Genomic DNA, 14759 nt, shown 5'->3' on the forward strand with positions numbered 1-14759 from the left:
CCCCAGCTGCTGCCCCGCCCGCCGGCCGGGTTCCTGGGCCGGGCGGCGGAGTTGGCGGAGCTGACCCGGCTGGCCCAGCCCGCCCAGGCCGCCACCGGGCACACCCCGCAGTGGGCCCGGCCCGAGGATCTCGGCGGGATGGACGGCTCGGTCTCGGACAGCGCCGTGGTCCTGGTCACCGGTCCGGCCGGCGTCGGCAAGACCGCGCTGGCCGTGCGCTGGGCCTACAGCCGGCACGAGGCCTTCCCGCACGGGCGGCTCTTCGCCGACCTGCGCGGCTTCAGCGGCGGCGAGGAGGCGCATCCGGCCCAGGTGCTCAGGGACTTCCTGCTGGCGCTGGGTGTGCCGGCGGACCGGATCCCGGAGTCGGTGGAGGGCGCGTCCGCGCTCTACCGCTCGATCGCCGCCGACCGCGCCCTGCTGGTGGTCCTCGACAACGCCCGCAGCTCCGCGCAGGTACGGCCGCTGCTGCCGGCCGGACCGCACTGCGCGACCCTGGTCACCAGCCGGAGCCGGCTGGACGGGCTGGTGGTGACCGACTCGGCGCGGTCCGTGCGGCTGCACTCGCTCGGCCCCGACGACGGGGTGGCCCTGCTCGGCGCCGTACTCGGGCCCGAGCGGGTCGCCGAGGACCCGGCGGCGGCGCAGGAGCTGGTCGCACTCTGCAACGGCCTGCCGCTGGCGCTGCGGGCGGCCGCCGCCCAGCTCACCGTGCGCCCGCGGTGGCGGCTCGCCCGGCTGGCCGCGGCCCTGCGCGACGAACGGCAGCGGCTGGCACTGCTGTCGGCGGAGGACACCGGGGTGGCCGCGGCCCTGCACGCCTCGGTCGCCCGGCTCTCCGCCGACGACGTACGGCTCCTGGCCACCCTGGGCAGCAGCTTCGCCCGGGAGGTGGACGCCGGGGCGGTCGCCGCGCTCGCCGGTTCCGACCCGGAGCTGACCCGGGACGCGCTGGACCGGCTCGCCGAGGTGCACCTGATCGACGAGGAGGCCACCAACCGGTACGTCATGAGCGACCTGGTGAAGCTCTTCGCCCAGGACAAGGAGCAGAAGGACCAGCACCACCCCGGGCAGAACACCTAGCCCGGGCCGCTCCCCGGACCCCCTCCCAGGTCCGGCACGCGGGCCCGAGATCCACCAGGCGGCGGCCCACCCCCTCGCCGCCTGGTGGACCCCGGAGCCCTCCGCGGCCCCGAGGCCGCAGGCCGCCCCGCCGCCCGACTACCTCCCGCGCCCGGGAGCAAGGGCGTTAGCGAGGCGTTAGCAGGGCGGCAACGGGGCACGGCAGGCTCGTTCCCGTACTGAGAAAGGCCATCAGTCGGGGGGATCTGCCATGAACGCCGCCATGGGTCGCAGTGACCGCGCCCTTCGCCTCGCCGCCGTGGGCGTGACCGCGGTCGCCGTGCTGACCGTCATCTCCGCCTGCGGCGACGGCGCGGGCGGCGTACGCACCGACGGCCGGGCGGACACCTCGTTCGCCGACGGCCGGGCCGAGGCCGTCGTGGACGCGCAGCCCGCCGGCCGCGGCCCGCGCCCGACCGGGGAGGCCACCCCCTCCGGCATCCGCACGGCCACCTGCACCACCGATCAACTGGCCCTGCGCGTCAGTACGCTCACCAACCCGCCGAGCCGCCTGGTGCTGCGGGCCACCAACACCTCCCGCACCACCTGTGCCGCCGAGGGCCACCCCGAGGTGCGGTTCGGCCGGGAGCGGACCGCCATCGCCGTGGACAGCGGGAGCGGGCCCGGGTCGGCCCCCACCCTGGCCCCGGGCAAGTCCGCCTACGCGGCCATCGTGTACGCCGCGGCCGCCGGCGCCGGTGAGCGGCCGCGCGCCGCCTCCGCCCTGGCGGTCTACCCCACCGGACCGGGCGCCGCCGACGGCACCGTATGGCTCCCCCTGCCGCGGCAGCTGATCGTGGACGACTCCGCTCGCGTCACCCACTGGCGCTCCACCATCGCCCCCGCCACGGCCGCGCCGCAGGCCGGATAGCCCGCCACCGGGCGGGAGACGGCTCACCCCCAGCGCGGGCGCGCCGCGGGCCCGGGCCCAGGCACGGGCACGGGCACGGGCCCGAGGGGGCGGGGGCCCAGGCGCAGGCTCAGGCGCACCGCAGGTGAAGGCGCGGGCCCCGGGCGTCCCCGCGTTACGCGTCCAACCCGGCCAGCACCAGCGGAAGTCGGCTCGCGCCCGTCTCGGTGACCCGGATCGGCACGCCCCAGTCCTGCTGGTGCACATGGCAGGCCGGGTAGGGGTTGTCCGGGTCGTCGTCGCAGGACGCGGCCATCGCCGAGACATGCAGCACGCCCTCGGTGACCCCCTCCGCCAGCAGCAGGTCCCGGCTCAGCTCGGTGCCGGTCCCGGCGCCGTCCGCCAGCAGCTCGGGCGGGGTGGAGCTGACCAGCAGGCGGGTGGAGGGGCCGTACCTGGTGTCCAGCTTCTGGCCCGTCGGGGCCTGGAAGACCACGTCGAGGCGGAGGGTGCCCGGAGCGATCTCGGTGGCGGCGCGCTGGGTGCGGTGCGCCACGGCCTCGACCCGCACCGCCTCCTCCGGCAGCCGCAGCCGGGTGAGCCGGTGCCGGGCGGACTCGACCACCACGATGTCCCCCTCCACCAGCACCGCGTCGGAGGGCTCCCGCAGATCCGTGGCGAGGGTGCTGACCTCGCCGGTGGCCGGGTCGAAGCGGCGCAGCGCGTGGTTGTAGGTGTCGCTGACCGCGACCGAGCCGTCGGGCAGCGCGGTGACGCCCAGTGGGTGCTGGAGGAGGGCCTGCTCGGCGGGGCCGTCGCGGTGCCCGAAGTCGAAGAGCCCGGTGCCGACCGCGGTGCGCACCGCGAAGCCGGTACCGTCCCGCTCCACCCAGCGGACCGCGGAGGTCTCCGAGTCGGCGATCCACAGCCGGTCGGCGGTGGCGGCGAGCCCGGACGGCTGGGCGAACCAGGCCTCTTCGGCGGGCCCGTCGACCAGACCCTCGTTGGTGGTGCCGGCGGCCACCGCGACCGTCCCGGCCTCGGGGTCGTACGTCCACAGCTGGTGGACGCCGGCCATCGCGATCCACAGCCGGTCCGCGAACCAGGCCACGTCCCACGGCGAGGAGAGCGCCACCTCCCGGGCGGGACCCGCGGTGGGCGAACCCTGCCACCACTGGCGGCCGGTCCCGGCCAGGGTGCCGACCTCGCCGGTCGCCGGGTCGAAGCTGCGCAGCGCGTGGTTGACGGTGTCGGCGACCGCGACGGTGCCGTCCGGCAGCAGGGCCAGCCCCTGCGGCTCGCTGAACCTGGCGTGCTCGGCGGGCCCGTCCAGCAGCCCGCGCTCCCCGCTGCCGATCCGGCGCAGCACGGTCTCCCCGTCGGCGGCCAGCTCCACCAGGGCGTGCCGGGTGGTGTCGGAGACCAGGAAGGTGCCGGTGGGCAGCAGCAGCGCCTTGCCGGGGAAGCGCAGCTCGGTGGCTTCCGGCTCGGGGGCCACGTACGGCCCGTCCCCGCGCCGCAGGGTGCCCTTGGCGGTGTGCTCGGCCTCCAGCTCCTCGACCAGGGCGGCGAGGGCGTGCGCGTGCCCCTCGCCGGCGTGCTGGGCGACCACGTACCCCTCCGGGTCGATGACCACCAGCGTGGGCCAGGCCCGTACCGCGTACTGCTTCCAGGTGGCCAGCTCGGGGTCGTCCAGCACCGGGTGGTGCACCTCGTAGCGCTCCACGGCGTCCACCACCGCCTGGTGCTCGGCCTCGTGCACGAACTTCGGCGAGTGCACGCCGACGATCACCACGGTGTCCCGGTGCTTCTCCTCCAGCTCCCGCAGCTCGTCCAGGACGTGCAGGCAGTTCACACAGCAGAAGGTCCAGAAGTCCAGGATCACGATGCGCCCTCGCAGGTCGGCGAGGGTGAGCTGGGTGCCGCCGGTGTTCAGCCAGCCGCCCTTGCCGATCAGCTCGGGGGCGCGGACACGGGCACGGCGGGGGGCGGGCGAGGCAGCGTTCATGGCCCCAAGGGTGCCATCCGGGTGTGAACGCCCGATTGCGGTCTCCGGGCGATGACAGGCGGTAGCCCCGCCCCTACGCCACCGGGGCAGCGTACGGACGGGACCGTGCGGGACCTAGCGGTTCAGGTCCCGGTATTCGTCCAGCACCCTCAGCGCGGGCATGAGCCGGGGCAAGAACCCCGGACAGTGGGTGTCCTTCGGGAGTGCCCACGTGTGCCAGCACGACAGGCAGCAGATCACCCGCGCGTGTTCCGGGTCCGGTACCGCATCGCTGCCGCAGCGTGGGCACGTGTGCACGGTGTCTCCCTAGGCAGACAAGTCGAACTCTCCCAGCTTGGCACCGGACAGGAAGTCGATCCACTCAACCGCCGTGAACTCGACCGCCTCACCGGTCACGGAGTTGCGGACGGCCACCTTGCCGGCGACGTTCGTCGCCACCTCGACGCAGCGGCGGTCGTTGGGGTCGTACTTGCACGCACTGGACGTGCGGAACTCGAACTCGGGGGGTGTGCTCATGGTGCCTGATCCCTTCGCCGATCAGCGGGGAGTCGGTCCCCGCACCGTCTTGCGAACCCGCCCCGGCCGCTAGCCCTTCCTGCTGCTGAGCGGCCGGGACGGGGGTTGGACACCGCCCATGCCGGGGTTTCCTGATGTCGGGGGAACACCCACCTCTGCGGACACGTCCGGCAAGGGCGGAGATCAGGTGAGCCTCGGCGAGCCCGGGGCGTCCGCTCGCTGCACTTCCTCGGAAGGAACGACCCACTCACAGCCACTACGTTCATGCCCGATGAACGCGACCGTCTGCCTCCGGCGCTCCCACGGCAGCGCTGCGGGGTCCTCCCAATCCTTGATCACGTCGCGCAGGATGCCGACCCGGCCGAACTCGTCCTCGACCCGCTGCCCGATGTCCTTCCGCGTGACCATCAGTGGCCCTCGGGGTGCCGTCGCAGACGGGCGTTGCATTCGGCCACGGTCACGCTGTCGCCACCGGCGCGTGCACAGTCCCGCACGGCAGCGAGTTCGGCGCACCCCGCGCACCCCTCAACCGGGGTCGGCTCCAGGTCCGGCTGCAACGGCAGTTCAACCGGTGCCGTGCTGTATCGCGTCGGTTCGGTCATGCCGTACAGCGTCGGGCCGGGGTGGATCTGTCACTAGCGGCCCTGTGTAGGCCAACTGTCGGCCAGACTTGGCACATGGGCAGCAGCATCGGGGCCAACATCCGGCGCGAGCGCAAGCGGCACGGATGGAGTCAGGCACGTCTAGCACAGGGGGTCTGCCGGACCGCTGGTGTCCAGGGGGAGCCGGTCGGCCGCCAGGAGATCAGCCGATGGGAGACGGGGAAGCGCACGCCGCGTGAATGGCTACCGTTCCTCGCCGCCGCCCTCAGCATCCACGTGGACGTGCTCACGGGGGTACAGACGCCCGTTGAGCCTCCATTGCCGATACTGGACGACTACTTACCCAAGGGCGACCCGCTGGCCCCTCTCAGCGCTCGCCAGGGCCGACGCGTCGGGACTGATGCTGTGAGGGACCTACAGCGGCGCGTACACGGGCTGAGGCTTGCTGACGACGTGATTGCAGGGGGTGATTTGCTGCGCCCCGCACTCCGCGAACTCCGATCCGCTGTAAGGCTGTTTCGCGAAGGAACTCACACAGAACTGGTCGGCCAGTTGCTGCTGCAAGTCATCGGGGAATTGGCGCAAATCGCAGGATGGATCGCCAGCGACGCCGGACAGCACGCCGCAGCCGAACGGATCTACCGACTTGGCTTGTCGGCAGCACACACGGCGGGAAACGCGACCCTGGCAGGCAACTTGTTGGGCTCGCTGGCCTATCAGCGGACGAACACGGGGGACGTGCAGGAAGGGCTCTCCATGGCCCGTGCGGCGCTGGACAGCGCCAGTGACGCACCACCACGGGCGCGCGCTCTCTACCTCGACCGGGTGGCCTGGGCCTACACCAACGCAGGTGAAGATCAGGCAGCCATGCGCGCTGTCAACGAAGCCAACGACACACTCACGGAGCACGGCGGAGAGGACGAGCCCGACTACCTCTACTGGGTGGACTCCGGAGAGCTACAGATCATGGAAGCGCGCGTCTACACGGAGCTGCAACGCCCCCTCCGCGCCGTCCCCCTGCTACAGAAAGTGCTCAGCCGCTACAACGCAACGCACGCGCGCGAACTGGCTCTTTACCTGTCATGGCTTGCCCTCGCGCTGGCGGACGCCAACGAACCAGAGGAGGCAGCAGCGACGGCAGAGCGCGTCATCTCCCTGTCCGCAGGGGTGGCCAGCGAACGCACCGCATCGCGCGTGCAAGTCGTACTCGCACGGCTTGAGGAGTTTCGCAACGTGCCCGAGGTACGCGCGCTGCTGGAGAACACCGCGTGAGGCGACGTCGAACTGAGGTCGGACAGCAAGAGACCGCCCACCACCACGGATGGACAGCCTCTCTGAACAGGTCGGGACACTCTCCCCCTGAGCTCGGCGCGCCTTGGCCGCAGCGAGCTTGTCAGCGTCCATCACAGTCGGCCGTCCGCCCGTACAACCTCCCCCGAGCGCTCGGTGTCGCGAAAGTCCTTCACAATGTCGGCGAACTTCTCGCGAGATGCCAGCAGGCCGACCCGACCAGTTCAATCTGGGTAGCTTTTGCGATCTTATTCAAACGCGTTCATGCTGGTCTTGATCTGACGACGAACCCGAGACCTCGACCTGCTGTGCGGCCCTTGTCAGCTCGGTGCAGGTGCGGCACACCGAACCCGAGCCGGGATCGCGCCTACGAGAACGAGGTAATGAGATGAGCACTAGCACCATCTGCGCGGTAGCCCCGGACAGAACGAGCGTCTACCGGTACGACGGCTCCGGGAGTTCGTGGACGAATATCGGCGGCCCCGGTAGCCAGAGCTTTATCCAGGTCTGGGGAGGGGGTTGGGGATTGGTGGCCACGGCTTACGGCCCCAACGAATACAGTTACTCCGGTGAATCTGGCGAATGGGAACTCATCTCTCCCACCAATGGCCCTGCTAGTGAAGGGGGTAGCCACATAGTTACGGACGACACGGTGTACAAGCTGCTGTCGACCGTCGGCGGGGGCGATATGTATGAGTTCGACGGCTTCGATGGGTCCGAACCCTCTTGGAGCAGAATCCGCGGTCCCGCTAGGCAGGCTTGGGGCGGAAGCTGGGGGCTGGTAGCCCAGGATTCTCAGACCTTCGATGCCTACCGCTACACCGGTAACCCTGGGGACTGGGATCTGATCGCTCCCGATAGCTACGAGTTTGCGGTCGGCGCGGACACAGTTTACAGACTGGCCACCGACAAAAACACGGTGTACCAGTACGACGGATTCGGAAACACCTGGACTCCAATCGGCGGCGCCGCTAGCAGCATTGCCGCTGGGGGCTGGGGGCTGGTAGCCACGGCTCCGCCTGAGGCAAACTTCGATCTATACGCCTACACCGGTAACCCCGGGGCCTGGAGGCTCATTGGCGGCCCCAGAAATGCGTTCTTGGAGATCACCGACGAGACGGTATATGGCCTGGCCTTTGACAACAGCGCGGTGTACCGGTACGACGGTAAGGGGACCTCCTGGACCAGGATCGGCGGCCCTGCATACCAGATCGCCGCCATCGGCTAACAAGGTGTGCAATAGCGGCAGGGAAAACAGACTGATATGGACTGTCTTCTGGAAGTTCCATGGTTAGTTGTGAACTTCCAGAAGTCCAGGATTACAATGCGCCCTCGCAGGTCGGCGAGGGCGAGTTCGGTGCCGCCGGTGTTCAGCCAGCCGCCCTTGCCGATCAGCTCGGGGGCGCGGACACGGGCACGGCGGGGGGCGGGCGAGGCCAACGCCCGATTGCGGTCTCCGGGCCCGAGCCGCTTCCCGGGCCGACCGGCCGGCGCGTCGTGCGGCCCCGGCCGGGAGCGCGGTCACCCCCGCGGTGCCGGCAGGCCCAGGACGCGGTCGCGGAGGGCGGGGAAGTCGGCGCGGGTACGGGCCACCCGGTCCAGGTCCAGGTCCACCGTCAGCACCTGCTCTCCCGGCCCCGCTTCGGCGAGCACCTCGCCCCAGGGGTCGACCACGATGCTGTGCCCCGCCTGCTCCACCCCGGCGTGGGTGCCGGCGGTGCCGCAGGCCAGCACGTACGCCTGGTTCTCCACCGCGCGGGCACGGGCCAGCAGGGTCCAGTGCTCGCGGCGGCGGGCGGGCCACCCCGCCGGAATCACCAGCAGCTGCGCCCCGGCGTCCACCAGCAGCCGGAACAGCTCCGGGAAGCGCAGGTCGTAGCAGGTGGCCAGGCCCGCGACGGCGCCCGGGAGCTGGGCGGTGACCGGGTCCGCACCCGCGCTCATCAGCACCGCCTCGCCCTGGTCGAAGCCGAAGCGGTGGATCTTGCGGTAGGTACGCTCCAGCCGGCCGTCCGGGGAGAAGAGCAGCGAGGTGTTGTAGAGCGGTCCCTCTTCGGCGGCGCCCGTCGGCTCGCCCCGCACACCCCGTTCCACGATCGATCCCGCGTGCAGCCACACCCCCGCGTCCCGGGCGGCCGCCGCCATGGCCTGTGCGGTGGGTCCGCCCAGGCTCTCCGCCTCGGCCGCGAAGGACTCGTACGCGAAGGCGCCGACGGGCCAGAGTTCGGGCAGGACCACCAGGTCCGCGCCGACCTGTTCGCGTACCAGGCCCGCCACCCGCGCGCGACGGTTTTCCACCGACTCGTCCGGGTCCACACCGATCTGGATCAGGGAGGCGCGCACACTACCACCGCTCTCGGATATCGAGCCGACTGCTGGGGCCTACGATCGGAGGCGAAACCACTGCCGGGGCGCCCTCGCGCAGCGTAACTTAAACGCCTGAGAGCACCCGGATAAACGCCTGAGAGCAACCAGCCCGCGTACCGAACCGTCCGAGGGGTCCCGTGACCGTCCATCCCAGCCTTCAGACCTCCATAGACGCCTGGACCCATTCCATCGAGGCGATCTCCGCACTGGTGAACCCACTCGTCGAGGGCGAGTGGAACCGGGCCACCGAGCTGCCGGGATGGTCGGTGCGCGACGTCGTGTCGCATGTCATCGGCCTGGAGTGCGAGATGCTGGGCGATCCGCGGCCCATCCACACGCTCCCCCGCGACCTGTTCCACATCAAGGACGAGCTCTCCCGGTACATGGAGGTCCAGGTCGATGTGCGGCGCTGCCACACCGCCCCGGAGATGACCTCCGAGCTGGAGTACACCATCATCCGCCGCTCCCGGCAGCTGCGGAACGAGAAGCGGGAGCCGGACGCCACCGTGCGCGGCCCGCTGCCGGGCATGGAGACCACCCTCGAAGAGGCGCTGCGGATCCGGGTGTTCGACGTGTGGCTGCACGAGCAGGATCTGCGCCGGGCCCTGGGCACGCCCGGCAACCTGGACTCGCCGGGTGCGCAGATCGTCCAGGAGCGGCTGCTGTCCGGGCTGCCCAAGGTGGTCGCCAAGAAGGCCGCCGCGCCGGCCGATTCCTCGGTGGTCCTCGATGTGAGCGGCCCGATGGAGTTCATCCGTACGGTCCGGGTGGACGCGCAGGGCAGGGGCACCCTGGACTCCAGCGTCTCGCTGGGTCCGACGGTGACCCTCGCCATGGACTGGGAGACCTATGTGCGGCTGGCCGCCGGACGGGTGCGCCCGGCGGCGGTGGCCGGACAGCTCAAGATCGACGGTGACCCGGAACTGGCCGACGCGATCCTGCGGAACTTCGCGATCACCCCGTAAGCGCGGGCGTTCGGCATGACACTCCGGCCCCCGGGAGCAGGTTCCCGGGGGCCGGAGCGCGTCCGGGGGCCGGTCGGCCGTCGGGCGATGGCGGTGGGCGCGGTGGTGGCCGTCAGGCCGGTACGTGCACCGCTTCCACCCGGCTTGCCACCACCCGCTCGCGCTCCCGCTGGTGGGCCCGGCCGCGCAGCCGGAGGATCTGGCTGAGGCCGAGGGCCTGGATGACGAAGACCGAGGCGAAGGCGGCCCGGTAGTTGTCGCCGGTGGCGTCCAGCAGCACCCCGATGGCCAGCAGGGTGGACATGGAGGCCATGAAGCCGCCCATGTTGACGATGCCGGAGGCGGTGCCGGCGCGCTCCGGTGGATTGGCCGGGCGGGCGAAGTCGAAGCCGATCATGGAGGCCGGACCGCAGGCACCGAGCACCGCGCACAGCGTGATCAGCAGCCAGCCGGGGGCGTGCGCGCCGGGCCAGGCCAGCACCGAGGCCCACAGCACCGCGGTGGCGGCCAGCGTGCCCAGGACCAGGGGGGTGCGGGCGGCGTGGTGCCGGGCGATGATCTGCCCGTAGACCAGGCCGATCGCCATGTTGGCCAGCACCACCAGGGTGAGCAGCTCACCGGCCCGGGCCCGGGACACCCCCTCCGCCTCCACCAGGAACGGCATGCCCCACAGCAGCAGGAAGACCATCGCCGGGAACTGCGTGGTGAAGTGCACCCACATGCCCAGGCGGGTGCCGGGCTCCCGCCAGGCCGCCGCGATCTGGCTCCGTACGTAGCCCTTCTCGGCGCGGGCGGCGACGGGGGCCGGCTCGTACCCCTCGGGGTGGTCCCGGAGGAAGAGCACGGCCAGTACGAGCACCAGCAGCCCGCCGCAGGCGCTGCCGGCGAAGGTCGGGGTCCAGCCGAAGCGGTGCAGCAGTTGGGCCAGGACCAGGGTCGAGATGAGGTTGCCGGCCATGCCGATCAGCGCCGCGATCTGGCCTATCAGCGGTCCGCGGCGGGCCGGGAACCAGCGGGCGCCCAGCCGCAGCACGCTGATGAAGGTCATCGCGTCACCGCAGCCCAGCAGCGCGCGGGAGGCCAGCGCCGAACCGTAGGAGCCGGAGAGCGCGAAGCCGAACTGCCCGGCGGTGTACAGCACGATGCCCATCGTCAGCACCTTGCGGGTGCCCAGCCGGTCGATCAGCAGGCCCACGGGTATCTGCATGCCCGCGTAGACCAGCAGTTGGAGCAGGGAGAAGGTGGAGAGCGCGGAGGCGTTGATGTGGAAGCGGTCGGCGGCGTCCAGTCCGGCCACGCCCAGGCTGGTGCGGTAGGTGATGGCGACGAAGTAGACGGCGACGCCCAGGCCCCACACGGCCACCGCCCGCCGCCCGCCGGGTGGGTCACCGGGCAGGGACGGCCCTCCTTCGCTGCGGGACGAGTCGGCGGGGCTCATCGGGCCTCACCCCGGGCCAGGTCGGTCACCCCGTCGACGTGCCGGTGCACCACGGCGGCGGCGGCCTCGGGATCGTCGCCGCGCAGCGCGTCCAGGATCTCGGTGTGCTCGGCGATGTTCCTGGCGACCCGGTCCGGATGGGCGTGCATCACGGCCACGCCCATCCGCAGCTGACGGTCGCGCAACTGGTCGTAGAGGCGGATCAGGATCTGGTTGCCGGCATGGCGCACGATCTCGGCGTGGAAGCAGCGGTCGCTGACCGACACGGCCGCCAGGTCCCCGGCCGCCGCCTCCCGCTTCTGCCGCTCCAGCAGCTCCTCCAGCCGGGCGATCAGGGCCGCCGGGGCGGGGGTCGCCCGGCGGGCGGCGTGCTCCTCGATCAGCTGGCGGGTCTCGACCACATCCGCGATCTCCTGCACGGAGACCGGCAGCACCAGGGCGCCCTTCTTGGGGTACAGCTTGATCAGCCCCTCGACCTCCAGCCGGAGCAGGGCCTCGCGCACGGGGGTGCGGGAGACCCCGACGGCCTCCGCCAGATCCCCCTCGGTGAGCAGCGTGCCGCCCTCGTAGCTGCGGTCCAGGACGGCCTGCTTGACGTGCGAGTAGACGCGCTCGGCGGCCGGGGGGCGCTTGACGGTGGGGGACTTTCCGGCGGGTGCGGGAACAGTGGTCGAGGGCATGCGCACAGCATAGATACATCAGGTATACGTCCGCAGCGGCGTTTCAGTATGCGGACGGGCGCATACGGATGGGGCTGCGCCCTGCCCGCCGGGAGACCGTGCGGGCCGACGGCGCCCGAGCCCTCGCCGGGACGGCTGCGGCACCGGGCCCCGTGCGGGTCCACCGTGCCGAGGACCCGGCCCAGGGCCCCGACGTCCCGCCGTCACTCCTTCCGGGTGCCGTCCGGGTTGAGTACCTCGGTCCAGGTGACGGTCTGGGTGATGTTCCGGGTAGGACCGCTGTCGTGGTTCAGCTTGTCCTGCCAGGAGTGGTAGCCGAGGTAGTGGGTCACCGAGGCCACGCTGGTGGTGTTGTCCAGGGTGTACCGCACGGTCACCGAGCCGTCCGGATGCTCCCCCGTGACCTCGTACTTGACGTTGTACGAGCCGAGGTACGCCTGCCCGAGTCCGTCGTCGTCGCCGGTGACGATGGCCGGCAGGTCCTCCAGGATCAGCTTCTTGCCCGCGCCGAAGTAGCCGTCCTTGGATATGGAGTAGGCCGCGTCTCCGTTGCCCTCGCCGTTCTTCCAGCCGTCCAGGGTCTGCTTGCGGATGTCCTTCATGCTCTCGCTGCGCTGGATCAGCTCGGTGAAGCGGTCGCCGTTGGTGAAGTCCTGGTGCTTGTCCCCGGTGCCGGTGGCGAAGTCGATGCCCAGGTCGTACGGGTCGTCGTCGTTGCGGGACGGATGGGGGTCCTTGCCGTCCATCGCCAGGTGCAGCGCGTTCGTCTGCGCGGTGCTGATGGAGTCGGTGTGGTTGATGTCGGTCAGCAGCGGCTTGTTGTTGAACCATCCGCCGACGCCGACGTTCTGCATCAGGGTCAACGCCAGGTTCTCATCGGCCAGATGCGCCTTCCGCAGGGCCGCGATGATCTCGTCCTGGGCCTGGTCGATCACCTTCACGTCGTCCGCGGTGGGGCCGTCGACGGTGCACACGCCGTCCTTCGCCACTTTGGAGACCCGGCCGTCGGGGTAGACGTACAGCCCCTTCTCCTTCGCCCGGCTGATCGCTCCCTTGACCTCCGTGCGCGCCGCCTTGAGTTCGCCGACGCCGTCCGTGAGCACCTTCTTCACGGCCTCCGCCACCTTGACCGCGAGCGCCACCTGACGCTGGATGTCATCGATCTGCGTCCAGGCGTAGGGGGCCGCGGCGCCCTCCCAGTAGCCCTTGTCCTTCAGCGGTTTGAGGACTTCGTCGCCGACGCGGTCCGGCAGCTTCTCCATGCTCCGGTGCACCTCGTCCCACTTGGTGATCAGTGAGTCGAGGGTGCCGAAGTCGGCCGCCATGAGCGTTTCACAGAAGGAGGAGGACATCACTCACCCCCGACCGGCGGCAGGAACGGGGAGTACGGCGTGGTGGGCGCCACGTAGTAGCCGTCCGGGGTCAGATAGGGCCGGTTGCCGGGTGGCTGCACGCCCTGTGTTCCGGGAATGAGCGGGCTGAAGCTGTCCTTCACGCCCTTGTCGCCGCCCTTGTACGTGGTCTCCGCCATCCGCAGGCTCTTGGCGATGTTGGTGAGCCAGGCGGTCACCCGACCGGACTGCTCCTCCCACTGCTTGTGGGACTGCTTGAGGGCGTCGGCGGTGGCCAGCCCGTCCACGCCCTTGACCGCCCCGTTCGTCAGCTCCTCCAGGGAGGCGGCCGCCTTGTAGAAGGCGTCGTGCACGGAGTCCGCCCGGCCGGCGGCGGTCTCCAGCACCCCGTCCGCGATCCGCAGGTTCGCCGGCACCGGCCCCTGCACACCCGGCGGGAGCGGGCGGTACGGCGGGGGCGCGGACGGGTCGTAGATATTGGGCATTCCGGGGAGCTTGGTCCCCAGCGGGGGCGGGGCGTTCAGGCCGCCCTTCTCCCCCGGAAGCAGCGGCAGCCATTGATCCGGCGGCTCCGGAAGCTTGTCGTCGCCCTTGTTCGGCTCACCCATGGGGCCCCTCCCCCGTAGTTCCACATCCCAACTACACGCGCCACGCAGAGGACGACCACCAGCGGTGATCGGTTCCCGGGGTTACCGGTGGCGTCACTCCGCCTACCGACTGTGTTTACCGTGCAGGCATATGCCGTCTTTGTTCGGCCGAGGTTCCCCTTCCGCCCGCGCGGCCTCCGTCCGGGCCGGCCCGCCACCGGTCCCCTCCGGACCCACGCGGTCGGGTGACCCCCACGCGAACTCGCCGTCGGTTCGGGGCCGTTCAGCTCACCCGCACCCCGTCCGCCTCCAGCCGTCGGACCACCTGCCGGTAGGCGGGCGCGCAGCGGTCCAGGTCGTCCCGTCCCAGCCAGGCCACCTCGGCGATCTCCCGTCCGGGCACCGGCTCGGCGTCCTGCGGACCGCCGGTGAAGCACCGCATCCGCAGCGGACGGCCGCCCTGCCCATGAGCCAGGTCGTGCACGGTGAACGCCTCGGTCAGCGACTCGGCCGCGACGCTCACCCCCAGCTCCTCGGCCAGCTCCCGGACCAGGGCCTGCGCCGCGGTCTCCCCCGGCTCGTACTTCCCGCCGGGCAGGTAGAAGGCGTCCCGGCCCCGGGTCCGTACGTTCAGGATCCGACCGTCGCGTACGCACAGCCAGGCCACCGACTCCAGCGGCGCGGGACGGCGCAGGGCGATCAACTGGTGCCCGGTCTCCTCGTCCGCCCGCCGCCCGTGCTCGGTGAACCCCATCCGCTCGTAGAAGCGCCGGGAGCGCTCGTTCCGCTCGAAGACCTCCAGCGAGACCTCGCCGTGCAGATTGACGGCGTGCTCCAGCAGCGCCCGCCCCGCCCCCTGCGCCGGCATGCTCTGGCCCATCAGCCGGGAGCGGTGGTGGAGCAGATGGGGGGCCGCGGCCCGGACGGCGGCGCGCAGCGCCTCCGCGGCGGGTGGTGGCGGGCGACGGGTGGGTGTTGCTCA

General features: G+C 71.3%; 14 protein-coding genes and 1 pseudogene. 5 read left to right on the forward strand and 10 right to left on the reverse strand.

Annotated features, from left to right (window positions below; genetic code table 11):
• Positions 1–1083 (forward strand): annotated as a pseudogene (locus E4099_RS17750) (NB-ARC domain-containing protein); the annotation flags it as partial.
• Positions 1084–1333: 250 nt separating this feature from the next.
• Positions 1334–1993, forward strand: a complete 660-nt coding sequence (locus tag E4099_RS17755) for a DUF4232 domain-containing protein (RefSeq protein ID WP_209446647.1) — start codon at positions 1334–1336, stop codon at positions 1991–1993.
• A gap of 154 nt (positions 1994–2147) precedes the next feature.
• Here E4099_RS17755 and E4099_RS17760 read toward each other — a convergent pair whose 3' ends face one another.
• From E4099_RS17760 to E4099_RS34240, 4 genes are all read right to left on the reverse strand, one after another.
• A complete protein-coding gene (locus tag E4099_RS17760) occupies positions 2148–3980 on the reverse strand; it encodes an NHL domain-containing thioredoxin family protein (protein WP_135340059.1) in 1833 nt (610 codons plus the stop codon).
• 306 nt (positions 3981–4286) lie between these two features.
• Complete coding sequence (locus E4099_RS17770; protein WP_135340061.1) at positions 4287–4496, reverse strand: DUF397 domain-containing protein; 210 nt, start codon at positions 4494–4496, stop codon at positions 4287–4289.
• Positions 4497–4679: 183 nt separating this feature from the next.
• Complete coding sequence (locus tag E4099_RS17775) at positions 4680–4904, reverse strand: hypothetical protein (protein WP_135340062.1); 225 nt, start codon at positions 4902–4904, stop codon at positions 4680–4682.
• A complete protein-coding gene (locus E4099_RS34240; protein ID WP_135340063.1) occupies positions 4904–5098 on the reverse strand; it encodes a hypothetical protein in 195 nt (64 codons plus the stop codon). Before E4099_RS34240 ends, E4099_RS17775 begins: the two co-directional genes overlap by 1 nt.
• A gap of 75 nt (positions 5099–5173) precedes the next feature.
• Between E4099_RS34240 and E4099_RS17785 the strand changes: the two genes are divergently transcribed.
• Together E4099_RS17785 and E4099_RS17795 are read left to right on the forward strand one after the other, a co-directional pair.
• Positions 5174–6370 (forward strand): NsdA family TPR-like regulatory protein, encoded by a 1197-nt coding sequence (locus E4099_RS17785; protein WP_135340064.1) that lies wholly within the window; start codon positions 5174–5176, stop codon positions 6368–6370.
• 406 nt (positions 6371–6776) lie between these two features.
• Entirely contained in the window at positions 6777–7616 is an 840-nt protein-coding gene (locus E4099_RS17795; protein ID WP_135340065.1) for a hypothetical protein, read from the forward strand.
• Between the two features lie 293 nt (positions 7617–7909).
• On the opposite strand, the gene E4099_RS17805 is transcribed toward E4099_RS17795, so the two are convergent.
• Positions 7910–8731 (reverse strand): carbon-nitrogen family hydrolase, encoded by an 822-nt coding sequence (locus tag E4099_RS17805; protein ID WP_135340067.1) that lies wholly within the window; start codon positions 8729–8731, stop codon positions 7910–7912.
• A gap of 161 nt (positions 8732–8892) precedes the next feature.
• Between E4099_RS17805 and E4099_RS17810 the strand changes: the two genes are divergently transcribed.
• Positions 8893–9720: a maleylpyruvate isomerase family mycothiol-dependent enzyme gene (locus E4099_RS17810; protein ID WP_135340068.1), complete on the forward strand. Its 828-nt coding sequence runs from the start codon at positions 8893–8895 to the stop codon at positions 9718–9720.
• Positions 9721–9832: 112 nt separating this feature from the next.
• Here the strand turns inward: E4099_RS17810 and E4099_RS17815 are convergent, their stop codons facing one another.
• The 5 genes from E4099_RS17815 to E4099_RS34850 all read right to left on the reverse strand — a co-directional run bounded on the left by E4099_RS17815 (position 9833) and on the right by E4099_RS34850 (position 14657).
• Complete coding sequence (locus E4099_RS17815) at positions 9833–11158, reverse strand: MFS transporter (protein WP_135340069.1); 1326 nt, start codon at positions 11156–11158, stop codon at positions 9833–9835.
• On the reverse strand, positions 11155–11838 hold the full coding sequence (locus tag E4099_RS17820) for a GntR family transcriptional regulator (protein WP_135340070.1): 684 nt from the start codon (positions 11836–11838) through the stop codon (positions 11155–11157). The genes E4099_RS17815 and E4099_RS17820 overlap by 4 nt, the downstream gene beginning before the upstream one ends.
• A 203-nt stretch (positions 11839–12041) precedes the next feature.
• Complete coding sequence (locus tag E4099_RS17825; RefSeq protein ID WP_135340071.1) at positions 12042–13163, reverse strand: hypothetical protein; 1122 nt, start codon at positions 13161–13163, stop codon at positions 12042–12044.
• Positions 13164–13189: 26 nt separating this feature from the next.
• Positions 13190–13798, reverse strand: a complete 609-nt coding sequence (locus E4099_RS17830; RefSeq protein WP_135340072.1) for a hypothetical protein — start codon at positions 13796–13798, stop codon at positions 13190–13192.
• 262 nt (positions 13799–14060) lie between these two features.
• Positions 14061–14657, reverse strand: coding sequence for a GNAT family N-acetyltransferase (locus E4099_RS34850; protein ID WP_135340073.1), 597 nt, complete (start codon positions 14655–14657; stop codon positions 14061–14063).
• Positions 14658–14759 lie beyond the last annotated feature (102 nt).

The sequence above is a fragment of the Streptomyces palmae genome (genome assembly GCF_004684805.1).
GTDB lineage: Bacteria > Actinomycetota > Actinomycetes > Streptomycetales > Streptomycetaceae > Streptomyces > Streptomyces palmae.